General features: G+C 63.1%; 26 protein-coding genes and 1 tRNA gene. 17 read left to right on the top strand and 10 right to left on the bottom strand.

The window, feature by feature from the left end; all coding sequences use genetic code 11:
• Positions 1 to 50: 50 nt before the first annotated feature.
• Positions 51 to 845, top strand: a complete 795-nt coding sequence (locus BMF35_RS03845) for a Rossmann-fold NAD(P)-binding domain-containing protein (protein ID WP_047006985.1) — start codon at positions 51 to 53, stop codon at positions 843 to 845.
• On the opposite strand, the gene BMF35_RS03840 is transcribed toward BMF35_RS03845, so the two are convergent.
• Complete coding sequence (locus BMF35_RS03840) at positions 825 to 1,760, bottom strand: DMT family transporter (RefSeq protein ID WP_047007588.1); 936 nt, start codon at positions 1,758 to 1,760, stop codon at positions 825 to 827. The genes BMF35_RS03845 and BMF35_RS03840 overlap by 21 nt on opposite strands.
• Positions 1,761 to 1,777: 17 nt before the next feature.
• Positions 1,778 to 2,773 (bottom strand): threonine aldolase family protein, encoded by a 996-nt coding sequence (locus BMF35_RS03835; protein WP_047006984.1) that lies wholly within the window; start codon positions 2,771 to 2,773, stop codon positions 1,778 to 1,780.
• An 11-nt stretch (positions 2,774 to 2,784) separates the two neighbouring features.
• Between BMF35_RS03835 and BMF35_RS03830 the strand changes: the two genes are divergently transcribed.
• On the top strand, positions 2,785 to 3,126 hold the full coding sequence (locus BMF35_RS03830) for a GNAT family N-acetyltransferase (protein WP_082115685.1): 342 nt from the start codon (positions 2,785 to 2,787) through the stop codon (positions 3,124 to 3,126).
• 6 nt (positions 3,127 to 3,132) lie between these two features.
• Here the strand turns inward: BMF35_RS03830 and BMF35_RS03825 are convergent, their stop codons facing one another.
• The 3 genes from BMF35_RS03825 to BMF35_RS03815 all read right to left on the bottom strand — a co-directional run bounded on the left by BMF35_RS03825 (position 3,133) and on the right by BMF35_RS03815 (position 5,488).
• Entirely contained in the window at positions 3,133 to 4,734 is a 1,602-nt protein-coding gene (locus tag BMF35_RS03825; RefSeq protein ID WP_047006983.1) for a PH domain-containing protein, read from the bottom strand.
• Positions 4,731 to 5,207 (bottom strand): PH domain-containing protein, encoded by a 477-nt coding sequence (locus tag BMF35_RS03820; protein WP_047006982.1) that lies wholly within the window; start codon positions 5,205 to 5,207, stop codon positions 4,731 to 4,733. The genes BMF35_RS03825 and BMF35_RS03820 overlap by 4 nt, the downstream gene beginning before the upstream one ends.
• A 206-nt stretch (positions 5,208 to 5,413) precedes the next feature.
• Positions 5,414 to 5,488: transfer RNA gene (locus BMF35_RS03815), tRNA-Thr, on the bottom strand.
• 93 nt (positions 5,489 to 5,581) lie between these two features.
• Here BMF35_RS03815 and BMF35_RS13545 point away from each other — a divergent pair.
• The 10 genes from BMF35_RS13545 to BMF35_RS03770 all read left to right on the top strand — a co-directional run bounded on the left by BMF35_RS13545 (position 5,582) and on the right by BMF35_RS03770 (position 14,981).
• Positions 5,582 to 5,725, top strand: a complete 144-nt coding sequence (locus BMF35_RS13545; RefSeq protein ID WP_156172133.1) for a hypothetical protein — start codon at positions 5,582 to 5,584, stop codon at positions 5,723 to 5,725.
• A gap of 34 nt (positions 5,726 to 5,759) precedes the next feature.
• The gene (gene gpmA / locus BMF35_RS03810; protein WP_047006981.1) at positions 5,760 to 6,446 is read left to right on the top strand and encodes a 2,3-diphosphoglycerate-dependent phosphoglycerate mutase; all 687 of its coding nucleotides are present in this window, start codon (positions 5,760 to 5,762) and stop codon (positions 6,444 to 6,446) included.
• 4 nt (positions 6,447 to 6,450) lie between these two features.
• Entirely contained in the window at positions 6,451 to 6,933 is a 483-nt protein-coding gene (purE, locus tag BMF35_RS03805; protein ID WP_047006980.1) for a 5-(carboxyamino)imidazole ribonucleotide mutase, read from the top strand.
• A 134-nt stretch (positions 6,934 to 7,067) separates the two neighbouring features.
• The gene (locus BMF35_RS03800; protein ID WP_047006979.1) at positions 7,068 to 8,120 is read left to right on the top strand and encodes a 5-(carboxyamino)imidazole ribonucleotide synthase; all 1,053 of its coding nucleotides are present in this window, start codon (positions 7,068 to 7,070) and stop codon (positions 8,118 to 8,120) included.
• Positions 8,121 to 8,211: 91 nt separating this feature from the next.
• Positions 8,212 to 8,868 (top strand): dihydrofolate reductase, encoded by a 657-nt coding sequence (locus BMF35_RS03795; RefSeq protein ID WP_071961169.1) that lies wholly within the window; start codon positions 8,212 to 8,214, stop codon positions 8,866 to 8,868.
• 3 nt (positions 8,869 to 8,871) lie between these two features.
• On the top strand, positions 8,872 to 10,128 hold the full coding sequence (locus BMF35_RS03790; RefSeq protein ID WP_064971415.1) for a dipeptidase: 1,257 nt from the start codon (positions 8,872 to 8,874) through the stop codon (positions 10,126 to 10,128).
• On the top strand, positions 10,125 to 11,051 hold the full coding sequence (locus tag BMF35_RS03785) for a bifunctional riboflavin kinase/FAD synthetase (protein WP_047006978.1): 927 nt from the start codon (positions 10,125 to 10,127) through the stop codon (positions 11,049 to 11,051). The genes BMF35_RS03790 and BMF35_RS03785 overlap by 4 nt, the downstream gene beginning before the upstream one ends.
• Positions 11,052 to 11,096: 45 nt before the next feature.
• Positions 11,097 to 14,009, top strand: a complete 2,913-nt coding sequence (gene ileS / locus BMF35_RS03780; RefSeq protein ID WP_047006977.1) for an isoleucine--tRNA ligase — start codon at positions 11,097 to 11,099, stop codon at positions 14,007 to 14,009.
• Positions 14,006 to 14,530: a signal peptidase II gene (lspA, locus tag BMF35_RS03775; RefSeq protein WP_047006976.1), complete on the top strand. Its 525-nt coding sequence runs from the start codon at positions 14,006 to 14,008 to the stop codon at positions 14,528 to 14,530. Before ileS ends, lspA begins: the two co-directional genes overlap by 4 nt.
• A gap of 43 nt (positions 14,531 to 14,573) precedes the next feature.
• Positions 14,574 to 14,981 (top strand): DUF3035 domain-containing protein, encoded by a 408-nt coding sequence (locus BMF35_RS03770; RefSeq protein ID WP_047006975.1) that lies wholly within the window; start codon positions 14,574 to 14,576, stop codon positions 14,979 to 14,981.
• Between the two features lie 296 nt (positions 14,982 to 15,277).
• Here BMF35_RS03770 and BMF35_RS03765 read toward each other — a convergent pair whose 3' ends face one another.
• Positions 15,278 to 16,573 carry a hemolysin family protein gene (locus BMF35_RS03765; protein ID WP_047006974.1) on the bottom strand — a complete coding sequence of 432 codons (1,296 nt, stop codon included), beginning with the start codon at positions 16,571 to 16,573 and terminating at the stop codon, positions 15,278 to 15,280.
• 146 nt (positions 16,574 to 16,719) lie between these two features.
• Here BMF35_RS03765 and BMF35_RS03760 point away from each other — a divergent pair, with 146 nt between their 5' ends.
• On the top strand, positions 16,720 to 17,397 hold the full coding sequence (locus BMF35_RS03760) for a YiaD family glycine zipper/OmpA-like lipoprotein (RefSeq protein WP_047006973.1): 678 nt from the start codon (positions 16,720 to 16,722) through the stop codon (positions 17,395 to 17,397).
• Between the two features lie 101 nt (positions 17,398 to 17,498).
• On the opposite strand, the gene BMF35_RS03755 is transcribed toward BMF35_RS03760, so the two are convergent.
• Positions 17,499 to 18,281 carry a 3'(2'),5'-bisphosphate nucleotidase CysQ gene (locus BMF35_RS03755; RefSeq protein WP_047006972.1) on the bottom strand — a complete coding sequence of 261 codons (783 nt, stop codon included), beginning with the start codon at positions 18,279 to 18,281 and terminating at the stop codon, positions 17,499 to 17,501.
• 105 nt (positions 18,282 to 18,386) lie between these two features.
• Between BMF35_RS03755 and sucC the strand changes: the two genes are divergently transcribed.
• The gene (sucC, locus tag BMF35_RS03750) at positions 18,387 to 19,586 is read left to right on the top strand and encodes an ADP-forming succinate--CoA ligase subunit beta (RefSeq protein WP_047006971.1); all 1,200 of its coding nucleotides are present in this window, start codon (positions 18,387 to 18,389) and stop codon (positions 19,584 to 19,586) included.
• Between the two features lie 73 nt (positions 19,587 to 19,659).
• Here sucC and BMF35_RS03745 read toward each other — a convergent pair whose 3' ends face one another.
• Both BMF35_RS03745 and BMF35_RS03740 read right to left on the bottom strand, forming a co-directional pair.
• On the bottom strand, positions 19,660 to 20,370 hold the full coding sequence (locus BMF35_RS03745; protein WP_064971414.1) for an exopolysaccharide biosynthesis protein: 711 nt from the start codon (positions 20,368 to 20,370) through the stop codon (positions 19,660 to 19,662).
• A gap of 46 nt (positions 20,371 to 20,416) precedes the next feature.
• A complete protein-coding gene (locus tag BMF35_RS03740; protein ID WP_047006970.1) occupies positions 20,417 to 20,917 on the bottom strand; it encodes a DUF6265 family protein in 501 nt (166 codons plus the stop codon).
• 160 nt (positions 20,918 to 21,077) lie between these two features.
• Between BMF35_RS03740 and BMF35_RS03735 the strand changes: the two genes are divergently transcribed.
• The 3 genes from BMF35_RS03735 (at position 21,078) to BMF35_RS03725 (ending at position 23,422) form a co-directional block, all read left to right on the top strand.
• The gene (locus tag BMF35_RS03735) at positions 21,078 to 21,824 is read left to right on the top strand and encodes an electron transfer flavoprotein subunit beta/FixA family protein (RefSeq protein WP_047006969.1); all 747 of its coding nucleotides are present in this window, start codon (positions 21,078 to 21,080) and stop codon (positions 21,822 to 21,824) included.
• Positions 21,824 to 22,759: an electron transfer flavoprotein subunit alpha/FixB family protein gene (locus BMF35_RS03730; protein ID WP_047006968.1), complete on the top strand. Its 936-nt coding sequence runs from the start codon at positions 21,824 to 21,826 to the stop codon at positions 22,757 to 22,759. The genes BMF35_RS03735 and BMF35_RS03730 overlap by 1 nt, the downstream gene beginning before the upstream one ends.
• A gap of 81 nt (positions 22,760 to 22,840) precedes the next feature.
• A complete protein-coding gene (locus BMF35_RS03725) occupies positions 22,841 to 23,422 on the top strand; it encodes a TIGR00645 family protein (RefSeq protein WP_206539553.1) in 582 nt (193 codons plus the stop codon).
• Positions 23,423 to 23,438: 16 nt separating this feature from the next.
• On the opposite strand, the gene BMF35_RS03720 is transcribed toward BMF35_RS03725, so the two are convergent.
• The gene (locus BMF35_RS03720; RefSeq protein ID WP_082115683.1) at positions 23,439 to 24,647 is read right to left on the bottom strand and encodes a DUF445 domain-containing protein; all 1,209 of its coding nucleotides are present in this window, start codon (positions 24,645 to 24,647) and stop codon (positions 23,439 to 23,441) included.
• Positions 24,648 to 24,657 lie beyond the last annotated feature (10 nt).

Here is a 24,657-nt window from a genome sequence, read left to right as displayed (position 1 = left end):
ATGAAGCCTTTTGATCTTTCGTGAGCGCGTCGAGTGTTTACAACGCGCGCATGGCACATCTGTTCATTTTCGGCCTCGGCTATTCTGCCAAGCGCATCGCTGCAGCGGCGAAGGCAGCGGGATGGCAAGTGAGCGCGACCGGCTCGGACGGTGATGTGGACTTCGGCGATTCCGAAGGCGTGAAGGCCGCCTTGGGGAGAGCGACCCATGTTCTGTCATCGGTACCGCCCGACCGTGAAAGCGAAAGCGATCCGGTGCTGAATGCCTATGGCGACCTGCTCGGTAAAGGCTGGCTCGGCTACCTGTCCTCTACAGGAGTCTACGGGGACCAGAACGGTGCCTGGGTGGACGAGAGCGCGCCCACCGGCATTGGCAGGCGCAGCGCACGGGCGGCCTGCGATGCGGCATGGCTCGATCGCGGCGCGCACGTCTTCCGACTGCCCGGCATTTACGGCCCGGGGCGCAGCGCGTTCGACCGGATCGCCAGCGGCAAGGCACACCGGATCGACATAGCGGGACAAGTTTTCAGCCGCGTGCATGTGGAGGACATCGCCAGCGGCGTGATGGCGGCGATGGCGAGCGATGCTCCGCCGGGCGCATACAATCTGGGTGATGACCTGCCTGCGAGCCAGAATGCCGTGATCGAACATGCCTGCGCTCTGCTGGGGCAGGAGCCGCCGCCGCTTGTCAGTATGGGAGAGGCGGACCTCTCCCCCATGGCGCGCGGCTTCTATGCCGAGAACCGCCGTGTAGCGAATGGCAAGGCGAAGCGCGTGCTCGGCTGGCAGCCGCAATATCCGACCTATCGCGAAGGGCTGGCAACCCTAGCGCAGCAATCCCGCTGACTGCTGCACCTGCACGGATTTCGCCCGCCTTGCGCGGAGCGCCAGCACCATGCCGAGCACGGCCAGCGCCATCCCCGTGGCGGTGAGCGGCGTCCAGCGGTAATCCTCGAACAGCGTCGAAAGCAACATCGCGACGGCGATGGTGAGGATGGTGTTGTAGGCGGAGCGACCAGCGCCGATGGTCCGCACAAGATTGTAATGCAGCGGAAAGGTCACCACCGATCCGATCAGCGCGAGATAGACGATCCCGCCCCAATAGGCCGTTCCGGTCGGCAGCGGCGGCGGCCCTGCGGTAAGCAGCGCGAAAAGCAAATCGGCCAGCGTGCCATACAGCATCGCCCAGGCCAGAAGGCTGACCATGGGCACGGCGCGGCCGGTCGGGTTTGCCTGGATCACATTGGCAAAGCTCGCGGCGAGGATGCCGAGGATCGTCAGCACGACGCCCAGCCCCACATTGCCGCCGATTACGCCCGCATCGGGGTTCGCGGTAAACTCGTGCCAGATCAGAAACGCCACGCCGACAATCGCCACCGCGCTGCCTGCGACAAAGCCGCCCTGCACCCGCTCTCCGATAAAAAGCCGCGCCAGCAGCGCATTGGGCACCATCAGCAAGGCGAACATCATCGCGACGATGCCGGAGGTGACGTAAAGCTCGGCATGGTAGACGAAGAGGAAATTGCCGCAGAACTGGAAGATGCCGACGACCAGCGCGAGCATTTGCTCCTTGCGCGTCAGGCGGAGGCGGCGCTTCATTAGCCATGCGACGAGGAACAGCGCGGGTGTGGCGAGCGCGAAGCGGTAGAAGACCGACCATGCCGCAGGCACGCCATCGATCTGGCCGGTGATGACATACCAGGTGGAGCCCCAGATCGTGCCGGTCAGCACGAAAGGCACCAGCACCCGCCAGCTGAGCATGTTGGGCTGTTCGTCGCTCACAGCGCGGCGATGGCCCGCGCCAGCTTGTGCGCATCGTCATGGTCGGTCGCCCAATGGGTGACCAAGCGAACGCAGCTGTCGTCCCAGTCGTAAAAGCCGAAGCCCTGTTCTCGCAGCGCGGTGCGTTCGGCGGCGTCCATGCTGACGAACAATTCGTTGATCTGCTGCGGATATACCAGCCTGTCCGCCGCGCCATCGGCGACGATTGCCGCCGCTGCATTGGCTGCGCGCGCATTCTCCAGCCAAATATCGTCCTCCAACATCGCGATGATCTGCGCGGCGAGGAAGCGACCCTTGCTCTGTAAATGCCCGGCGCGCTTGCGACGATAGCGGACCATCTCCGCCTTCTCTGTATCGAACAGGATCACCGCTTCTGCGCCCATGCCGCCATTCTTCACGCAACCGAAGCTCAGAGCGTCGATCTCGCCCGCCGCATCGGTAGCCGAGCCGCCAAGGTAAGCGCAGGCATTGGCAAAGCGCGCCCCGTCCATATGGAAGCCGAGGCCGTGCTCGCTAGCAATAGAACGGATCGCAGCCAGTTCGCCGGCATCGTAAACCAGACCGTATTCGCTCGCCTGCGTGATCGAGATTGCATGCGCCGGCACCTGGTGCACACCGCGCGTGATCCCCGCGAGCACCTTGCCGACCCCGTCCGGTGTCAGCTTTGCACCTTCCCCCTCCGCCAGCAGCAGCTTCGCGCCGTGGAGGTAGAAGCCGGGCGCGCCGCATTCGTCCATCTCGATATGCGCCTCGCGGTGGCAGATCACGCCGCCATGCGGCTGCACCATCGTCGCGAGTGCAAGGCAGTTCGCTGCCGTGCCCGTCGCTACCGTCAGAGCCGCGCATTCGCGGCCGAACAGCGCTGTAAAGCGCGCATCCAGTTCCCGGCTGAGCGCATCGGTATCGTATGGCGTGTCCGGCGCATCGGCAGCGCGCATCGCGTCCCAGACCCTGGGATGCACGGGTGCTGCATTGTCGGAGAGGAATTGCATCGCGGAACGCCATGGCGCTCCCTCGCGTTCAGCGCAAGAAGGAGAATTTCGTGTCAGACAGCCAGATTACCGTCACCGACAACACCACCGAAGGCGCTTACCGCGTGGATGTGGAAGGCGCAGAGCAGCCAGCCGAATTGACATGGCGCGCACGCGGTAAGGCCCGCATTGCCGACCATACCTTCACTCCGCCCGCCGCGCGCGGAAAAGGCATAGCGTTAAAGCTGGTGGAAGCGATGGTAGCCGATGCGCGGGAGCAAGGTTTCACCATCGTGCCGCAATGCCCCTATGTCGCGGCGCAATTTCGCAAGCATGCCGACTGGGCGGATGTTCGGGCCGACATCGAGAGCTGAGCGCGCTCAGCGCGCCAGCTTGGCGAAATCGACTGCGGCGATGGACTCAAGCACGGCGGCGCGCAGCTCGCGTGCGTCTTCTACCGCTAGTCCCTCAAACGCGAAGCTGCCGCCAGCCATTCCGAACCTCAAATCGCAATAGCCGCGCAGCCGGGCAATCGGCCCCTGCGCGATTTCGACCGAATGCAGCTTCACCCGGTTGGCGAACTTGACGCGCGGTGACAGCCACCCGCGCCGCGACACGATTTGCTCGGGATCGAGGGCGTGCCGGTCGAAACGCCAGAGGTAGTATTCGCGCACAGCCAGGAATGCGGCGAGCAGGATGAACCCTACCAGCGCCACCGGAGCTGCAGCGTTGAAAGTCGTGGCGTTCGCGGCGGCGACGATCAGGCCGACAATGGGAAACAGCGCGACGAACAGTACATTTATGATGGCACTGTCGGTGTAGTATTTCGGGCTTGGGCGACGCCATGCGGCAGCTTCGTCCGGCAAGGTGAAACCGGCTTCGGCGGCAATCGGCGCAATCTCTTCCATCTGCGCAAAGGGCGCGATGTCATGGTTCGCGCTGCCCGAATCCTGCGCAAGGCTGATGACGGAAAGACCGTGCCAGCCGAAGCGTCGGCGCAGCCAGCCGGTCGACAGCACCAGCGCCTGCACTCGGTGGACGGGCATGACCACATCGGTCTTGGTTAGCAGGCCACGCTGGCGGCGAAAGCCCTTATCGGTGCGCAGCAGGGCGAAGCCGTAATCTCGCGCGAAAGTCTTGATGATGCCGCTGAGCAGGCCGACGCCGATGATCGCTACCGCCAGGTAAAGCAGGCCGGCAATCCGCGCTGCCATATTCATGCCGCCGATATAATCGCCCGCCTCTTCGTATCCGCGATCGAACACGTAGCGCTCGACATTGTCCCACAGGTCGAACGGAAGCAGAAATTCCAACTGCTGGGCTGCGCCGAGAATGACGGCGAAGATAACCAGCGAGAAGCTGAAAAGGCCGTAAACGCCCAGCCTGCGCGGATCCATGGTGAACAGCACGCGCTCCGCCTCACGCGGTTTGGCGGTGTCGACAGTGCCGGATCCGGGGTTCGACAAGGCGGTTGAAGTGTCGTCGGCAGCGTCGACAAGCGAGCGCACCGTCTCGCGCAGCGCTTCGCCTTCTGCCTCGTCGACATAAGCGAGCACCAGCTCGTCCTTGCCGCCCGCGCCCGTTTCGAATTTCACCTGCACCAGCCCGAGCAGGCGCGGCAGCAGCTTCTGTTCGAGGCTGACGTCCTGGATGCGGTCATAGGGAATGGAGCGCGCGGCGCGGCTGAGCACGCCCTTCTCCATGCGGATGTCGTTATCGCCGATGCGGTAGCGCATCCGGTACCAGCTCAACCAGTTGCCGAAAGCTATCGCGGCTATAATGGCCAATACGATGCCGCTCATCGCAGCAGCGAATACGGAACCACCGTCATTGTCTCGCCCGATACTGACGCTCAGGACGATAAGCGGGATGATCGATTGGACGAGCGACCGCAGCGTACTGACGATGATGGTGAGCGCATTGACGCGCCGCCAGCCATCATCGGCGATTTCGGTTACTTCGGCCACGTCCAGCTCGCTCATTGCGATTCGCGCTTCACATGCTGGCGAATATCCTCGCGCATCGCCGTCGCATCCGCATGGCGCAGACCCGGCAGGGTGACCGAGGCATTATGCGTACCGGCGGTGTGAAGGATCAGCCGCGCAATCCCGAGCAGCCGCTCCAGCGGGCCTTGCTCCACATCAATATGCTGCACCCGGCTGAACGGCACGACGGTATCGGCATGAAACATCACGCCTTTCACCACGCGCAGCCGGTCCGACCCCATATCGTAGCCACGTGCGGCCCATCGCCGCATGGGCAGGTACAGGATAATGGCGAGGATCAGCAGCGCCACCAGCGCCCATACAATCCCCGTGACGATGCTGGGCACTTCGGGGATGACCGTCAGAGAGATGGCCAGGATCAGCAGCGGAATGGCAGCGAGCGCCCCCTCGATCCGCAACATGGTGCGGTAAGCGGGATCGAGCGGCGTGAGCGTGTCGTCGTCATGCATGGGGCGGAACTATAGTGAGGGAGCGTGGGCGGGCAATTTGTTTATGTGCCCGCATCCCTAGAGTATCAGCGCCTACACTCGGCCGCGACAAGCAGGCGATCGAGCGCGAATGGCGCGGCCGCAGGTGCCCCGCAATGGAGGCGTCAGCCGAAATGGAGGGAACTGCACCGAGGATGATTGCGCGGATGCGCAATCGAAAGAAAAAATGGTGCCACGAGAGAGAATTGAACTCTCGGCCTCACCCTTACCAAGGGTGCGCTCTACCACTGAGCTACCGCGGCACACCTGTTGCAGGCGCGCGCTATTGTCCCCCAAGGCGCGCAAAGTCAAGCGAGAGCTTGAGCGTGGGCCATCCTTGCGCCAGATATCATGGCATGAGCAATGATCAATCCCGCGAAGAGCGCCTGGCTGCCCAATTGCGCGCCAACCTCCGCAAACGCAAGGCGCAAGCAAAAGGCATGGCGGCAAAGACCGACGGCGAATCACAAAACCTTTTAAACAAGCCAGCAGACAGCTAGGGCGCGCGCTCTTGCTGATGGAGACACACGCCACATGCCCAAGCTGATCCTCGTCCGCCATGGCCAGTCCGAATGGAACCTCGCCAACCGCTTCACCGGCTGGTGGGATGTCGACGTAACCGAAAAGGGCGTAGAGGAAGCGCGCGAGGCGGGCCGGCTGATGAAGGCCAAGGGTGTGCTGCCCACCATCGCCTTCACCAGCGTGCAGAAGCGCGCGATCAAGACGCTGCATCTCGCGTTGGAAGAATGCGAGCGGTTGTGGATCCCCGAAACCAAGAACTGGCAGCTGAACGAGCGGCATTATGGCGGGCTGACGGGCCTCAACAAGCAGGAAACGCGCGAGAAGCACGGGGACGAGCAGGTGCAGATCTGGCGCCGCAGCTTCGATGTGCCGCCTCCGGAAATGCCCAAGGGTGACCAATACGACCCCGGTAACGATCCGCGCTATGACGGCATCGACGTACCGCAAACCGAAAGCCTCAAACTCACCATCGAGCGTGTGCTGCCCTATTGGGAAGGCACGATCCTGCCCGAGCTGGAAAAGGGTGAGACGGTCATCATCTCTGCGCACGGCAATTCTCTGCGCGCGCTGGTGAAACACCTTTCCGGCATTTCCGACGAGGACATTACCGGCCTCGAAATCCCGACCGGCCAGCCCATCATCTACGAGTTCGACGACGCGATGCAGCCGGGCGAACGCTACTATTTGAAGGATTCGTGATCCGATGACTGCCAAGGTCGCTATCGTGATGGGCAGCCAGTCCGACTGGCCGACCATGCAATGCGCCGCCGCCGTGCTGGATGAGTTGGGCGTGGCGCATGAAGCGCGCATTGTCTCCGCCCACCGCACGCCCGACCGCCTGCACGCTTTCGGCAAGGGCGCGGCGGATGAAGGTTTCCACGTCATCATCGCAGGCGCGGGCGGCGCGGCGCATCTGCCCGGGATGATCGCCGCGCTCACGCATCTGCCCGTGCTGGGCGTGCCGGTGAAGTCCAAGGCGCTGAATGGCTTGGATAGCCTGCTGTCCATCGTGCAAATGCCCGCCGGCGTGCCGACCGGCACGCTCGCTATCGGGGAAGCAGGCGCGACCAATGCGGGGATCCTGGCAGCCAGCATCCTCGCGCTGGGCGACGATGCGCTGGCAACGCGCCTGAAGGAGTATCGCGCAGCGCAGACTGAAAAGGTCGGCGAAACGCCGGTGGACTAACAGAGACACTTCACAACCATTCCCCGCCCCGTTCGCCCTGAGCTTGTCGAAGGACTGCTTTTCTTTATAGCGCAGAACACGCAGAAGAAGGGCAGGGCTTCGACAAGCTCAGCCCGCTCGGATTGGGGGCGGGATTGTTAAAACCAGGCGCGACAATCGGTATTCTCGGCGGCGGACAATTGGGCCGCATGCTCGCCATGGCCGCCGCCCAGCTGGGCTATCGCTGCCATATCTACGCGCCCGAGGCCGACAGCGTTGCCGCCGAAGTCGCGCACTCCTTCACCTGCGCGCCATGGCACGATAGCGAAGCGCTGATCGCCTTTGCACGCGGCTGCGATGTCATCACTTACGAGTTCGAGAATGTCCCCGTTGCCCCGCTCGCGGCATTGCCAGCCGATATGCTGGCACCCGGCACACGCGCGCTGGAAGTGGCGCAGGACAGGGTGCGCGAGAAACGCTTTATCCAGGAACAGGGTGGTCGTCCGGCGGACTTCGCCGCCATCGATCACGATAGCGAACTGGCAGGGGCGATCGACCGCATCGGCGTGCCCGGCATCCTGAAAACCCGGCGCGACGGATATGACGGCAAGGGCCAGTGGGTCGTGCGCCGCTCCGAAGATGCCGCAGGTGCGCGCATTCCTGAAAGCGGCTGTGTGTATGAGGCATTCGTCAGCTTCGAATGCGAGTTCTCCGTCATCCTCGTGCGGGGCCGCGATGGCGAAGTGCGCTTCTGGGACAGCGCGCACAACACCCATGGCGAAGGCATCCTGGCCCGCTCCGCCTTGCCCGCCCCCGCCATCGTGGGCGAACAGGTGGAACAGGCGCGCGCCATGGCGAAACGCGTTGCCGATGCGCTGGGCTATGTCGGCGTGCTGACGCTGGAATTCTTCGCGACCAAGCAGGGCCCGGTCTTCAACGAGATGGCACCGCGCGTGCACAATTCGGGCCACTGGACCATCGAGGGCGCGACCACCTGCCAGTTCGAAAACCACATCCGTGCAATTTGCGGCCTGCCGCTCGGCGCGACCGATAGCGTGTCCGACACTGTCACCATGACGAACCTGATCGGGGGCGACGCGCTCGATCTTGGGGGCCACCTCTCCGACGATCGCAACCATGTCCATCTCTACGGCAAGGCCGAAGCGCGCGAGGGGCGCAAGATGGGCCACATCACGCGGATCGGGTGAGTGGATTTCCACAGCTTTTCCGGCATGCTTTGCAGAGTGTTGCCAACAGGACTCACTTGAATCGCATCCACAGATCGACTCTAAAGCGCTCATGGCCAGCCAACCGCAAGCTTTGACGGCGATTGTAGCTATAGATCGCATGGGTGCAATCGGATGCAAGAACGCTCTGCCTTGGCGGCTTAAGTCCGACATGCGGTTTTTCCGGGAGACCACTACCGGCCACACTGTCCTGATGGGTCGAAAGACTTACGAGTCGGTGGGGGGGTGTCTACCGAAGCGCAATAACGTCGTTCTATCGCACAACGCCGTGCTTTTTGCCTCTTCTGACAAGTGTAAGCTTGCCCTTTCGATACCCGAGGCGCTTTTTGTCGCACAGAAATTTGGTTCGTCCGAAACTTTCGTGATCGGAGGGGCGCTGACTTACCATCAGTTCGGACCCTTTATTGATCGATACCTGGTGACTTTGATTGATCATGAAGTCGAACACGCTGATGCGTTTTTGGACCAGAACGTGCTCAATGACATCGAGACCTGGGAGCGTTCAAAAATTCTCGAATGCGACGCTAGTGCAGATGGCGACGATCACAGATTTGTCGTGTACGAGGTGTCTGCTCCGGATAAGGACGCACGGCGCTTGGTTCGCAGCGACTTAATCGAGCAATACAAATCTTCTTTGCCTAAGGCTTTGAAACGCCAAAACGGAAAGCCGTCGCGTCCTAGCAGGCTACAAGAAGCTTTCGCGTTCTAATTGATGTGGTCAGCCGGTAAACGCGGACTGGCAGCGCTGCTGCTGGTGGCGCTCGCCGCCTTCTTCATCTTCGCGCCCGGCATCGTGGAGCGGCAGCGCAATGTCATCGACGGCGAGCCGCTGCCCGCCATCAGCGCTGAGGCGCAGGCGCTGCACGATACGCTTCTCATCGTTGACCTGCACGGCGATACGCTGTTGTGGGATCGCGACCTGAATGCACGAGCGGAGCGCGGCCACATGGACCTTCCGCGCCTGCAGGATGGCAATGTCGCGCTGCAGGTATTCTCCAGCGTCACCAAGACGCCGCGCGGGCAGAACTATGACGGCAATTCGGGCGATACCGACAACATCACCCTACTCGCCATCGGGCAACTGCAACCGGTGCGCACCTGGACCTCGCTGCTGGAGCGCACGCTCTATCACGGCGAGAAGCTGCGAGAGGCGGTGGACGCTTCGGACGGCGCGCTGGTGATGGTCGCGCCGGGCCGCGCTCTGGACGCGCTGGTAAGCGATGCACAGCAAATGCGCCCGGACACGGTCTTCGCCATGCTGTCCGTGGAGGGGCTGCATAATCTCGAAGGCGATCTCGCCAATCTCGTTGTGCTGCACGAAGCGGGCGTCGGCATGGCAGGGCTGACGCATTTCTTCGACAATGAGCTGGCCGGATCGATGCACGGCATCGAACGTGGCGGCCTGACTGCCATGGGACGCGATGCCGTAATCCGTATGGAAGAGCTGGGCATCATCGTCGACATCGCCCATTGCAGCGAGGCGTGCGTGGCCGAGATTCTCGCCATGGCGCGCCGTCCGGTCGTCTCGAGTCATGGTGGTGTGCAGGCGACCTGCGACATCAATCGCAACCTCTCCGACGAGCAAATTCGCGGCGTGGCGGCGACGGGCGGCGTGATCGGCATCGGATACTGGCCGGGTGCCGTGTGCGACACCTCGCCCGCCGCAATCGTGCGCGCCATGCGCCATGTGCGCGACCTTGTCGGGCCGGAGTATGTCGCGCTCGGCAGCGATTTCGACGGCAATGTCACCGCCCGCTTCGACACCTCGCAGCTGGTGCAGGTGACCCAGGCGCTGATGGACGATGGGTGGAAGGAGGCGGATATCCGCAAGGTCATGGGCGAGAATGCGTTGCGCGTGCTGAGCGACGGCATCCGGCCGATCGGTGCATACCAGCCACGGCCCGACGGCACCGAAGAGATTATCTTGGGGCCGATGCCGCCGACGCTGCCGGGACCGGGGGACCGATGACGCGCCTCTCCCACCTCAGCCCCGTTCCCAACAACCTGCGCGGCGCCATCGTTGCTCTCGGCAATTTCGACGGCTTCCACTTCGGCCACCAGCATGTCGTGCGCGAAGCCGTGGAGTGGGCGCGCGCCGAGGGCCGGCCCGCCATCGTCGCCACCTTCGATCCGCATCCCGTGCGCCATTTCGCGCCGCATGTGCCGCCCTTCCGCCTCACCACGCTCGACCAGCGCGAGGCGCTGTTTGCAGAGGCCGGTGCCGCCGCCATGCTGGTATTCGACTTCGGCGACGAACTGGCGGCCACGAGTGCCGAGGACTTCGTCACGCAGCTTCTGGCCAAGCGCCTCGGCGCGGCGGGCGTGGTGACGGGGCAGGACTTTACGTTTGGCAAGGCGCGCGGCGGCAATGTGGAAGTGCTGCGCGATGTCGGCGCGGGCGTCGGCATAGAGGCGCGCGCCATCGCTCCGGTGGCGGCAGAAGGCCAGACCGTCTCCTCCAGCCGCATCCGCGATGCGCTGAAGGCAGGCGAGCCCGATGTCGCCGCCCAGCTTCTCACGCGGCCTTTCACCGTCCGCGGCACCGTGATCCATGGCGACAAGCGCGGGCGCGAACTGGGCTATCCCACCGCCAATATGGAGCTGGGCGCCTATATCCGACCGCGCTTCGGCATTTATGCGGTGACCGGCACCGTGCTCTCGACAGGCCAGCAGCTGAAAGGCGCGGCTAACCTTGGCGTGCGCCCGCAATTCGATCCGCCCAAGGAGCTGCTGGAGCCATATTTCTTCGATTTCGAGGGCGATCTCTATGGTGAGGCGCTGGACGTCGCCTTCCACCACTTCCTCCGGCCCGAAGCGAAGTTCGACGATCTGGGCGCGCTGATGGACCAGATGGCGCGCGACTGCGCAAAGGCTCGCAGCCTGCTGGCGTGATCGGCTGTTGCCGCGCGCCATGTTTGCCCCTAATCGCCCTCGGCGATGACCGACGAGACAAAAAAGCGGGATTACCGGGACACCGTCTTCCTGCCGAAGACCGATTTTCCGATGAAAGCCGGCCTGCCCGCAAAAGAGCCGGGCATCCTCGCGCGCTGGGAAGAGCAGGGCCTGTATGCGCGCCTGCGCAAAAGCCGGAGGGGCCGCGAAAAGTTCATCCTTCACGATGGCCCGCCCTATGCCAATGGCAACATCCATATCGGCCACGCGCTGAACAAGGTGCTGAAGGACGCGGTCGTGCGCACGCAGACGCTGCTGGGCAAGGATGCGCCCTACGTGCCCGGCTGGGATTGTCACGGCCTGCCGATCGAATGGAAGATCGAGGAAAAATACCGCAAGAAAAAGCGCAACAAGGACGAGGTTCCGGCCAAGGAATTCCGCCAGGAATGCCGCGAATACGCCGCCGAATGGGTGGACGTGCAGCGCGAACAGTTCAAGCGGCTGGGCGTGAGCGGCGAATGGGACAAGCCCTACCTCACCATGGCGCCCGAGGCCGAAGCGGGCATCGTCGCTGAATTGCTGAAATTCGCCGAAACCGGCCAGCTCTATCGCGGCGCGAAGCCGGTGATGTGGTCGCCGGTCGAAAAGACCGCGTTGGCCGAGGCGGAGGTCGAGTATGAAGACATCACCTCAACGCAGATCGATGTGGCGTTCGAGATTGTTGACTCGCCGATCAAGGAATTGGTCGGCGCACATGCGCTGATCTGGACGACGACGCCGTGGACGATCCCGGTAAACCAGGCTTTGGCTTACGGGCCGGATATCGAGTATGTGCTCGTGAACTACGGCGACAAGCGTTACCTTGTCGCCGAAGATCTCTGTTACGCGCTTTCTCTCCGCACCGGTGCAAATGAAAATGGAAGCGGCGGGCCTGAAGTTACGGCAAATTGCGTCACGATTTACAAAGGCTCCGACCTCGCCGGCACCATCTGCCGCCACCCGATGCACCATCTCGGCGGGTTCTTCGCCGAGCCGCGTCCGCTGCTGCCGGGCGATTTCGTCACCACCGATAGCGGTACGGGCCTCGTCCACATGGCGCCCGATCACGGTGAGGACGATTTCGTGCTTTGCAAGGCGCACGGGCTGAACCCGCAATTCGTGGTCGATGCCGATGGCCGCTACAAGGAAGACTGGCTCTGGCTGCCGCGCACGGACGAACGCTCGGGCAGCGTCATCAACCCCAAGTTCAACGCGCCCGACGGGCCGATCTGTTCCGACCTGCGCGAAGCCGGCGCGCTGCTCTCCGCCTCTGCCGATTACGAGCATAGCTACCCGCATTCATGGCGGTCCAAGGCCAAGGTCATCTATCGCTGCACGCCGCAATGGTTCGTGCCGATGGACCAGCCGAAAGAGCACATCTTCCCTAAGTCCCGCGCCGAAAAGCGTTGGGAGGACGAAGGCGGGCCCGCCAATGATTCCGGGCCGATCTCCGACCACCCGACCTTGCGCGAAACCGCCATGGCGCAGATTGACCGCACGCGGCTCGTGCCAGCAAAGGGTCGTAACCGTATCGGTTCCATGGTCGAAGGTCGGCCCGATTGGGTGCTCTCCCGCCAGCGCGCCTGGGGCGTGCCGATCACGCTGTTCGTTGATCGCAAGAGCGGCGAATATCTGGTCGATGAAGCGGTGAATGCGCGCATCATCGAGGCCATCCGCGCGCACGGCGTCGACGGCTGGGACGAGGCAAGTGCCGCCGACCTGCTCGGCCCGGACCGCGATCCCGCCGATTACGAGATGGTCACCGACATTCTCGATGTCTGGTTCGATAGCGGCACCACACACGCCTTCGTGCTGGAAAGCGACAATTGGCCCGATCTCGAAAGCCCGGCCGATCTCTATCTCGAAGGCAGCGACCAGCATCGCGGCTGGTTCCAGTCCTCGCTGCTCGAAAGCTGCGCCACGCGCGGCCATGCGCCTTACAAGCAGGTGCTGACCCACGGCTTCACCATGGCGGCAGACGGTCGCAAGATGTCGAAGAGCCTCGGCAACACCGTCGATCCATTGAAGGTGATGCAGGAATACGGCGCGGACATCATCCGCTTGTGGGCGCTGAGCGTCGATTATACCGAAGACCACCGCATCGGGCCGCAAATCCTGAAAGGCGTAGCCGACCAGTATCGCAAGCTGCGCAACACCTTCCGCTACATGCTCGGCGCGCTCGACGGGTTTGACGAAGCGGAGCGGGTCGATGTTGCCGACATGCCCGAGCTGGAGCGTTACGTGCTCACCCTTCTCGGCGATCTCGACGCAAAGATGCGCCGCGCGGTCAACGATTACGACTTCAACGCCTATACCCGCGCGCTGGTGGATTTCATGAATGAAGACCTCTCGGCTTTCTTCTTCGATATCCGCAAGGACAGGCTTTATTGCGATGCACCCGGTAGCATGGAGCGCCGCGCCTATCGCAGCGTGCTCGACACGCTGTTCCATGCGCTGATCCGCTACGCCGCGCCGGTGCTGGTGTTTACGGCAGAAGAGGTGTGGGGCACGCGCTATCCGGACGGCGACAGCGTGCACCTGCTGGAATGGCCGGAGGTTCCGTCTGCCGATGCCGATGCCGCGCGCTGGAATGCGCTGCGAACCTTACGCGAACGGGTAATGGAAGCGATCGAGCCGTTGCGGCGCGAGAAGACGATCCGCTCGGGCCTCGAGGCCGAAGTTGCCGTGCCAGCCGGCGCGGTGCCCGAAGGCTTCACCGCAGACGAACTCGCAACGCTATTCATCAGCGGCACTGTCACCATTGCCGAAACGGACACTGTGGCCGTCACCAAATCCGCCGATGCCAAATGCGGGCGCTGCTGGCGGCTGCTGCCCGAGGTCGACGAGGACGGCGACTTGTGCAATCGCTGCGAGATCGTCGTCGCTGAATTGGACGCCGCTCAGGGAGCAGAGGCATGAGCCAGATTGCCAAATTTCGCGCTTATGGGCTGGCGCTCGCCGCGCTGATCTTCGCCGCCGACCAGTGGATGAAGCACTACATTGTCAACGACCTCGGCCTCACCGAGATTGGCGACCATTACCCGCTGCTGCCCTTCTTCGATTTTACCCGCACCAACAATTACGGCGTCTCGCTCGGCATGTTCGAGGCGACCAGCATGGAGATGCGCTGGATCCTGGTTGCCGTGACTGCCGGAATTGCGCTTATCGTGTTTATCTGGATGCTGCGCGAGAGGTTGCTGGGCGAGATCCTCGCGCTGGCATTGGTGCTGGGCGGCGCGCTTGGCAATATCGTCGATCGCTTCCGCTTCGGTTATGTGATCGACTATGCCGACCTGCATATCGGCGACTTTCGCCCTTTCCTCATCTTCAACGTAGCCGATGCCGCGATCACCATCGGGGTGGTCATTATTCTCGCGCGCGCCTTGTTCATCAGCGAGAAACCCGCCAATGAGCAGGAAGCGTCAGACACCAGCAAGTGATTACCGGCCCCCGCGCGGCGGCCATGGAAAGTGATTGAACACCATGCGTAAAACCATCCGTGCCACCATTCTCGGCTTCGCGACCGTCAGCGTTGCAGCCTGCGGCGGGATCAGCCTTGATCGCGACCGTCCGGACGAATTTGCCGTGCAGCGTCAGGCGCCGCTGGTGGTACCGCCCGATTTCCACCTCGTGCCCCCGCAGCCCGGCGCTCCGCGCCCGACCGAAGGCACTGCCTCGCAGCAGGCGCTCGAAGCTCTGTTCGGCGGCCCGGCAGCGCGCAGCGCGGTGGAAACCAGCGCGCTGGACGCCGCTGGCGAAGCGGCGCCCGGCATCCGCACCAGCGTGGGCGATACGGAGACGTTCACGGTCGACAAGGGCACCGCCATCCGCACCATCCTCGCCGCACCCGAGGGTGACGGACAGGCAGCTAGGGCGGTAATACCTTCCTGATTTGTCGAAGCCGCATCCGCGGCTTGGTGGGCCTTCGGCCCGTCTGCGACTCCCTCGCTAGACGCACTTCGCTACGCTGCGTGCCCGCTGCGAGCGGGCGTTCGCCCTTACCGTTGCTGGCGCAACGGAGCTTCGTCACACGAATGAGCTAAGCGCTGATCTCGGTCGCGACCAGCGACCGACCGAGCCCGAACGGGCGAACGCAGGTGCCCCGCAGCGAAGCGGAGGGAATTGCCCCGAGGACGCGCCCGCGGATGCGGGTGCGAAAGACAAGAGATCCCGCCGAGGGCCTCTGGCTAGTCCAGCGAGGCTACCAACAGTTTATCGATCTTGCGTCCGTCCATGTCGACGACTTCGAAACGCCAGCCTTGGTCGGTGAAGCTTTCGCCCTCAGCGGGCAGGTGCTTGAGCACGAACAGTGCGTAACCCGCGGCGGTCGCGAATTCGCGGTTGTCGGGCAGGTCAAGACCGAGTCGGTCCGCAAGCGCATCGGCAGCCAGCGCGCCCGAGATCAGCAGCGAGCCGTCGTCGCGCTCGGCAATCATGGGCGTGTCGCCTTCGTCCTGGTGACTGGCGAAATCGCCAGCAATGGCGCTCAGCAAGTCGGCGGTGGTGACGACGCCATCCAGGTGGCCGTATTCGTCATGCACCATGGCCATGCCTGTGCCCGATTGCTGGAGCACGCGCAGCGCGTCCATCGCGTCGAGCTGGTCGGGCACGACTTCGCTCTTGCGCAGCAATTCGTTGAGCACCACCGGGCGCCCTGCCATCAGCAGCGTCAGCACCTCGCGCACCTTGACGACGCCCAGCACCTTGTCGGGATTGCCTTCCGCCACCGGCAGCAGCGAGTGCGGCGAATCGGAAATGGTCTGCCGGATCGCGTCTTCATCGGCATCGATATCGAGCCAGTCGAGCTCGGTGCGCGGGGTCATCAACTCGCGCACGGGCCGGTCCTGCAGGCGCATGATGCCCGAGAGGATGGCACGCTCCTGCTCCTCGATCACGCCGGTGCGGGTGGCATCGGCGAAGATCATCTGCAGCTCCTCCGCTGTCATCCGGTGATCGCCCTTGTGGCGAATGCCAAGCAGGGCCAGCAGCAGGTTGGATGTGGTATCCAGCAGCCACACGAAAGGCGCGGCCACTTTGGCCAGCACGCTCATCGGGATGGCCATGGCGAGCGAAATCGGCACGGCGGCGCGCAAGGCAAGCTGCTTTGGCACCAGCTCGCCTACCACCACGCTGAAGAAAGTCGTCAGCGCGATGACCAGCACAAAGCCCATTTCGGTAGCCAGGTCCGGATCGATGCCGAGCAGCGCCAGCCTTTGTCCCACAGGCTCGCCCAGGGTCGCGCCCGACACCGCGCCCGAAATCACCGCGATCAGCGTGATGCCGATCTGCACGGTGGAGAGAAACTTGCCCGGTTCCGCCGCAAGCCGCATGGCAACCGCGGCGCTCTTGCTACCTTTCTCGGCCGCCATCCTCAGCCGCGCCGTGCGCGCCGATACGATGGCCAGTTCCGACATGGCGAAGATGCCATTGAGCAGGATCAACAGGGCAAGAGCGACGAGATACAGCCAGGGAAACGGTTCCATTGTCAGACCGCGCTAGCAGGTTTGACTGCAAAACCTAATCCCTTCTGATTCACATGTGCAGGAACAGGCAGCAATGCGCGGCGTTAGGACACCGCTAGGCCAGCCACTCGCACTGGTGGTCTGCGCTTTCTGGAGGAAGGTACAACATGCAAATCAAGAAGATCCTCATTTCGACGACGGCTGCGCTCGCGCTGATCGGCACGACCAGCGCCTGCGTCACCGATCCCAACACCGGCGAACGCACTATTTCGCGCGCAGCCATCGGCGGCATCGGCGGGGCTGGCCTCGGCTACCTGCTGGGCGGCCTGATCGGCGGCAAGACGGCGCGCATCATCGGCGCAGGTATTGGCGGCGCTGCCGGCGGCTATGTCGGCTACCGCATGGACGAGCAGATCCGCGAGATCGAAGAAGTCACTGCCGGTACCGGCGTTGACGTGGTGGAAGGCGATGACAGCTTCCTCGTGCGCTTCCCGGATGTGACCTTCGCGGTCAACTCCACCAACATCTCTCCCGACATGCGCAATGTGCTGGACGGCGTGGCGCAGAACCTGGTGGAGCGCCCGGGCTCGCTGATCGACGTAATGGGTCACACCGATTCGACCGGTAGCGACCAGTACAACCTCGACCTGTCGCGCCGCCGCGCCGAATCGGTCGCCAACTATCTCGTCTCGCGCGGCGTAGCCCGCTCGCGCATCGAGACGATCGGCTATGGCGAACAATATCCGATCGCCGACAACACCAGCGAAAGCGGCCGTTCGCAGAACCGCCGCGTGGAAATCCGCATCACGCCTGTTACCGAAGATGACGTGCAGGATGCGTATTGATTGACGGTCGCCCGTTTGGGCTCGGTCGCTGACTGACATCAGCGAGATCGGTAAGTGATAGGGCCGCTCCGGATGGGGCGGCCCTTTCGATATGCGGCTTCTCAAGAAAGGCGCGCAGCTCTCTCCGCCAGCCGTTCCACCGCTGCGGCGTGGATGCCGGGTGCACTTACAAGCAGGCCGAAGGCTCGCGGGTCGCGCTTGTTGTAGGCGAGCGGTTTGCCAAAGGCGTCGGTCACGCTGGCGCCTGCCTCGCGCGCGATCAGGGCGGCTGCGGCGATATCCCATTCATAACCCCATCGCAGCGTCGCCACGAGGTCGGCCTGGTCATCCGCCACCATCGCTACGCGCAGGGCGATGGAATTGGGCTGCTCCACCTTGGTGAGGTCGCGGTCCTCTTTCGACAGGTCGTGGGCGGGCACCCGCGCGCCGACAAAATTCCTGCGCGTGCTCGCCGCCAGCCGCTTGCCATTGCGCCACGCGCCCTTGCCCGCCGTGGCGGACCAGACTTCGCCCCCGTTTCGCGCTGGCGCCACAAGCACGCCGATCAGCGGACGTCCCCCGCTCACCAGTGCCACGCTGACGGCCCAGCCGCTGCGCCCGCGAATGAAATCGCGCGTCCCGTCGATCGGGTCGACCAGCCAGATCAGGCCCTTCGCCAGCCGCTTGTCATTGTCGCGCGTTTCTTCCGACAGCCACCCGGCAGAGGGCAGCAGGCTGCCCAACTCGCGGCGCAGAAAGGCATCGACTTCGAGGTCCGCCTCGCACACCGGGGAGCCGGGCTCTTTCTCCCAGCTTTCGAGCGCATGGCCATGCCCCGGCCATCGCGACAGCGCCATATAGCCCGCTTCGCGGCAGATCTGTTCCAGGCGCATCGAGTCAATCATAGGAATGCAAGCAGATGACGCGCGGCAATAGGGTTTGCAAGCACTGCGCGATGATGCTTTAGCGCGCGCACAATCCGATCCTGCGACTCCGCTAAGAGGCTCCCCATGAACATCCACGAATACCAGGCCAAGGAACTGCTGGCGAAATACGGCATCGGCGTACCCGCCGGTCACGCCGCGATGAGCGTTGAAGAAGCGGTTGCCGCGGCCGAAAAGCTGCCCGGCCCGCTCTATGTCGTGAAAGCGCAGATCCACGCCGGCGGACGCGGCAAGGGCAAGTTCAAGGAACTGGGCCAGGATGCCAAGGGCGGCGTGCGGCTGGCCCATTCGGTGGACGACGTGCGCAAGGATGCGGGCGAAATGCTCGGCAACACGCTGGTCACGATCCAGACCGGTGACGAAGGCAAGCAGGTCAATCGCCTGTACGTGACTGACGGCGTGGACATCGCCAAGGAATTCTACCTCTCCATGCTGGTGGACCGCGCCAGCAGCCATATCGCCATGATTGTATCCACCGAAGGCGGCATGGATATCGAAGATGTGGCGCACAATACGCCCGAGAAGATCACCACCATCACCATCGACCCGGCCACCGGCTTCATGCCGCATCACGGCCGCAGCGTCGCCTATGCGCTGAAGCTGGAAGGCGCGCTTGCCAAGCAGGCGCAGAAGCTGGCCGCGCAGCTATACGAAGCCTTCACCGCGCTCGATGCCGAGATGCTGGAAATCAATCCGCTGGTCGAAACCGAAGGCGGGGAATTGCTGGTGCTCGACACCAAGATGAGCTTCGACGGCAATGCGCTCTACCGCCATCCCGATGTGGAAGCGATGCGCGACGAGACCGAGGAAGACCCCGCCGAAGTCGAAGCAGGCAAGCACGATCTCGCTTACATCAAGCTCGACGGCAATATCGGCTGCATGGTCAACGGCGCGGGCCTTGCGATGGCGACAATGGACATCATCAAGCTGAACGGCGCGTTCCCGGCAAACTTCCTCGATGTTGGTGGCGGTGCCACCACTGAAAAGGTAACCGAGGCGTTCAAGATCATCCTGTCGGACGATGCGGTCGAAGGCATCCTCGTCAATATCTTCGGCGGGATCATGCGCTGCGATACGATCGCCGAAGGCATCGTCGCCGCGGCGAAGGAAGTCGAGCTGGACGTGCCGCTGGTCGTGCGGCTGGAAGGCACCAATGTGGAAGCGGGCAAGGATATCCTCGCCAATAGCGGCCTGCCGATCATCCCGGCAGACGATCTGGGCGATGCCGCCCGTAAGATCGTGGCGCAGGTGAAGGAAGCGGCCTAACTCGCACCCGCTCGCAAAATGCGTATAAGACCGGATGCATCACCGCGATGCGTTCGGCCTTTTGCTGTGCGAGCTATTCTTCCGGAGCGCGCGTTCGCTGGTCGACCGCTTCGCCAAGATCGCGCGGCAGGTCTCGCGGCTCGTCCCGCATCATGTCTTCGGTGATGACGCCATCGGCGGCGTCGGTGTCGGACAGATTGCCATCGGAAAAGTCCAGGCCCAGACCTGCAAGCACTAGGCTGATTGCCAGCGCGAAAGCCATCAGCACGCCGTCACGCACCAATACGGCGAGGCCGAAACCGGCGATGGCGATCATCGGCACGCTGCTGGCGAATGGCAGCACTTCGAGAAACGGGACGATTAAGCAGAGCAGCACCACGATCCCCGCAGCGATTTGCGAGAACGGCGTTTGCGTCATGAACATCCAGCGCCGGTGGAAATGCCGGTCGAGCCAGCCCGCGATACCGCGCAGCTTGCTAGTCGACTTGGCCAGCGTCTCATCGCCGATGGTGCGATTGGTGATGATGCCGGGCAGCCAGAGGCAGGTGCGGCCCAGCATTTTTTGCGCCGCGACCAGCAGGATAATGACGGCAAGGACGGTCGGCATCCCCGGCACTGCGCCCAGCGGGGTGATTTCGAGCATGGCAGGCAGCATGATTGCCGGGCCGAATGTGCGCGGGCCGAACGTGTTGACGATGCGGCCTACGGTCACATCGTCCTGGTCCTTCGCCAGCTCTTCAAGCCGGTCCAGGATATCGCCGACCTTTTGTGGTGCTCTGCTCAACGGCTTTCTCCCCGGACACTAACGTACGATCGCGGGAGAGGGTTTCTCAAAGGCGTGTAAAGCGAAACACCAGCTCGCTGGTTTCGCCGTCAGCAGCGCGCATCCTGACTGCGGCGAGCAGCCCGTCTTCGCCATCGCAGCGCAGGGTCAGTCCGCTGAAATAGGCCGCGCAGTTCTCCATCGCCACCAACCGGAAGGTCAGGAAACCGTCCTTCTCCTCCCAGCCTGTCAGGTCGGCATTGAAATGCTTGAGGCGCAGTTCCACCGAGCCTTCCGTCTCCAGCAGATAGAGGTGTTCGGTAAACATCACCGATCCCTCGCCGTCTTCCTGCACGAAGGTGCCGACCATCACATCGCCGCTCGGCGGCAGCCAGCTTTCCATCGAAGGGTGGCCCATAATGCCCGGCCCGGCCCATTGCCCGACAAGCCAGTCCATCCCATCCAGAGAGGCGGCGGGCGGCACGTGATCGTCTGGCGCGCTGCGCGTTTCCTGCGCGCTGGCGGGCGATGCAATCAGCAGTAGCGCGACTATCGGCAAAAAGCGCATGCCCAAACTCCCCTTTCATGCGTTGGACGGACAAGCTAGGCGGCTTGGCCAGAGGCGTAAAGACGTCGGCAATGCTGCTTGACCTATACGTCAGGCAGTTTACATAAGCGGCAGACCGGTTCCTCCGGTATGCGAATCCTTTTGTCAGAGAGGAAGACCTATGAAAATCCTCGTCCCCGTCAAACGGGTGATCGATTACAATGTGAAGCCCCGCGTAAAAGCGGATGGCTCCGGCGTTGACCTCGCCAATGTGAAAATGAGCATGAACCCCTTCGACGAGATTGCCGTCGAGGAAGCCTTGCGCCTGAAAGAGGCGGGCAAGGCAGAAGAAGTGGTCGCCGTGTCCATCGGCCCTGCCAAAGCGCAGGAAACGCTGCGCACCGCGCTCGCCATGGGTGCAGACCGGGCGATCCTGGTGGAAACGGAAGATCAGGTAGAACCGCTCGCCGTTGCCAAGATCCTGAAAGCCATTGCCGAGGAAGAGAGCCCCGGCATCGTCATGCTGGGCAAGCAGGCGATCGACGACGATTCCAACCAGACCGGGCAAATGCTGGCTGCTCTTATGGATCGCCCGCAAGGCACTTTCGCCAGCAAGGTAGAGATCGACGGCGACAGCGTTCACGTGACGCGCGAAGTGGATGGCGGCCTGGAAACGGTGAAGCTCACCCTTCCCGCCATCGTTACCACCGATCTGCGCCTGAACGAGCCGCGTTACGCCTCGCTCCCCAATATCATGAAGGCAAAGAAGAAGCCGCTCGATACCAAGAGCCCGGCCGATTACGGCGTCGAAACCGAGCCGCGCCTCACCACCACCAATGTCGCTGAGCCGCCTGTGCGCCAGGCCGGTGAAATGGTCGAGGATGTCGACGCGCTGGTCGCCAAACTCAAATCGATGGGAGTTGCCTGATGACTTCGCTCGTACTCGCAGAAACGAACGGCGCCGAGATCGCCGATGCCACTTTTGCCACCGTAACCGCGGCTGCCGCATTGGGCGGCCCTGTGCACGTGCTGCTGGCTGGCGGCGATGATGCCGCTGCCGCAGGCGACGCCGCCGCCAAGATCGCCGGCGTGGAGAAGGTGCTCGTCGCTTCCGACGCCGCCTATGCCAATGGCCTTGCAGAAAACGTCGCCCCGCTGATCGTCGGGCTGATGGATGGCTATGACGCCGTGCTGGCGCCTGCCACCACCACCGGCAAAAACATCCTGCCGCGCGTCGCTGCAAAGCTGGATGTGATGCAGGTCTCCGATATCATTGCGGTGGAAGGCCCCAAGACCTTCAAACGCCCGATCTATGCCGGCAATGCCATTGCCACGGTCGAGAGCGGCGATGCAAAGCTGGTCATCACCGTGCGCGCCACCAGCTTCGACAAGGCCGAAGCCACCGGGGGTAGCGCATCTGTCGAAACCGTCAGCGGTGCAGGCGATGCAGGCCTTTCCAGCTTCGTCAGCCTCGATGCGGTCGAAAGCGAGCGTCCGGAGCTCACCAGCGCAGGAATCGTCGTTTCCGGCGGCCGCGCGCTGAAGGATGCCGAGACGTTCGAGCAATATATCACGCCGCTGGCAGACAAGCTGGGCGCCGCCATCGGTGCCAGCCGCGCCGCGGTGGACGCAGGCTATGTGCCCAACGATTACCAGGTCGGCCAGACCGGCAAGATCGTGGCGCCCGAAGTCTATATCGCCGTCGGTATTTCCGGCGCGATCCAGCATCTGGCGGGCATGAAGGATTCCAAGGTGATTGTGGCAATCAACAAGGATCCCGACGCGCCGATTTTCCAGGTCGCGGATATCGGACTCGTCGCCGATCTCTTCAACGCCGTGCCTGAGCTGACCGAGAAGCTTTAATCCTGGCTTCGGAGCGTTAGCGCGCTCTTAACCATAGCAGAATATGACTTCCCCCGGATCGTGAGTTCCGGGGGAATTTCTTTGAACATCCAGCAAGACGTTGCAGGCGACACCGTTCGTCATGCCAAGCCGCCCGCTCTGAAGCGCGCAGAGAACACGCTTGAAAGCGTGCTCTTCGCCAGCCGCTGGCTGATGGCGCCGTTCTACCTGCTGATGGTCGGCGCGCTGTGCATGCTGCTCGTCAAATTCGCACAGGAAAGCTGGCATATCGCCACGCACACCATCACCATGACGGAAAGCGAAGCCGTGCTGGGCGTCCTCTCGCTGATCGACATCACCCTGACGGGCAATCTGCTGCTGATGGTGCTGTTCGCCGGTTATGAAAACTTCGTGTCCAAGATGGATGTGGACGATCATGAGGACCGTCCCGACTGGATGGGCAAGGTCGATTTCGCGGGCCTCAAGCTGAAACTGGTCGCCTCTATCGTGGCGATCTCCGGCATCAACCTGCTGAAGAATTTCATGGCGCTGGATGCCGCCGATATTACCGATGGGCGGGAAAAGCAGCTGATGTGGATGGTCATCATCCATCTCGTCTTCATCGTATCGGGCGTGATGCTAGCCTTCATGGACCGCATCGTGGCCGCGACACACCGCCACTAGCCGCGTCGTTCCAGCTTCAAATGACCTCGGTGATGAAGTGGATCGTCACGCCGACGAGGCCGCCCACCAGCGTGCCGTTGATGCGGATGAACTGCAGGTCGCGCCCGACGGCGCGTTCGATGCGGCCGGTGATGGTGGTGGCATCCCAGCTTTTCACCGTGGTGGACACCAGGCTGACGATCTGTTCGCCATAGCGATTGACCGTGCCCACCAGCGTGCGGCGGGCGAAGCGGTTGACCTGCATCTGTAGCGCCGGATCGCTTTGCAGGGTCTGGCCCAGTTCAGCGAGGCTATGGCCGATCTCGCCATCCATGCCGCCTTCGGGTCTGCGGATGCGCGCGATGAGCGAAGTGCGCAGCCGCTCCCACACGCCCATCCACCAATCGGCGACAGCCGGGTTGTTGAGCAGGTCGGCTTTCATTTGCTCTACCTTGGCGCGGGTCTCTGCGTCGTGCTGCAGATCCTGCGCCAGCTTCTCCAGCCCTTCCTGCACCTTTCCGCGCAAAGGATGCTCGGGATCGACGAGGATCTCGGCCAGCAGCTTGTAAAGCCCGTCGAGCACGGAGTTGGCGAGGCGGCCATCAAGGCCCGCCCAGCGGATGACCGAATTGGCACGCTGGGCGACCATGTCGCGGACCATGTCCTCATTGTCTTCCAGCGTCAGGCCTGCCCAGCGGATCATGCCGTCCATCAGCGGGCCGTGGCGATTATCGCCAATGGCGGCTTCCAGCATTCGGCCCAGCAACGGCGCGATGTCGATCTTCTCCGCCTGCCGCGCCAGACCGGCCTTCACCTGCAGGCCCAGCCTGTCCGGATCGAGTGATTCGAGCAGTTCGACGAAGAGCTGCGCTGCGCCCGCGCGCACGCGGCCTTCGGTGCTGTCGCCGCGCTTGGCGAGGAAATCGCCAGCCGCCTTTGCAACATTCATGTTCTGCATGCGCCGCGCAACGACCACGGGGGTGAGGAAATTGGTGCGCAGGAAAGCTGCCATGGTGTCGGCGATGCGATCCTTGTTGGACGGGATGATCGCCGTGTGCGGGATCGGCAGGCCGAGCGGGTGGCGGAACAGGGCCGTCACTGCGAACCAGTCGGCAATGCCGCCGATCATGCCCGCTTCTGCAAAGGCGTGCACATAGCCCCAGGCCGGATGCACGGTCAGCATGGTCTCGGCGACGATGAAAAGGCCCGCCATGGCCACCAGCAGCAAGGTCGCCGTCATGCGCATGGCGCGCGCC

Origin of the sequence: Aurantiacibacter gangjinensis, from assembly GCF_001886695.1 — a bacterium.
In the GTDB taxonomy this organism is placed as follows: Bacteria; Pseudomonadota; Alphaproteobacteria; order Sphingomonadales; family Sphingomonadaceae; genus Alteraurantiacibacter; species Alteraurantiacibacter gangjinensis.
Note: the sequence above shows the minus strand (reverse complement) of the source record. Positions and strands in the feature narration are given on the sequence as shown.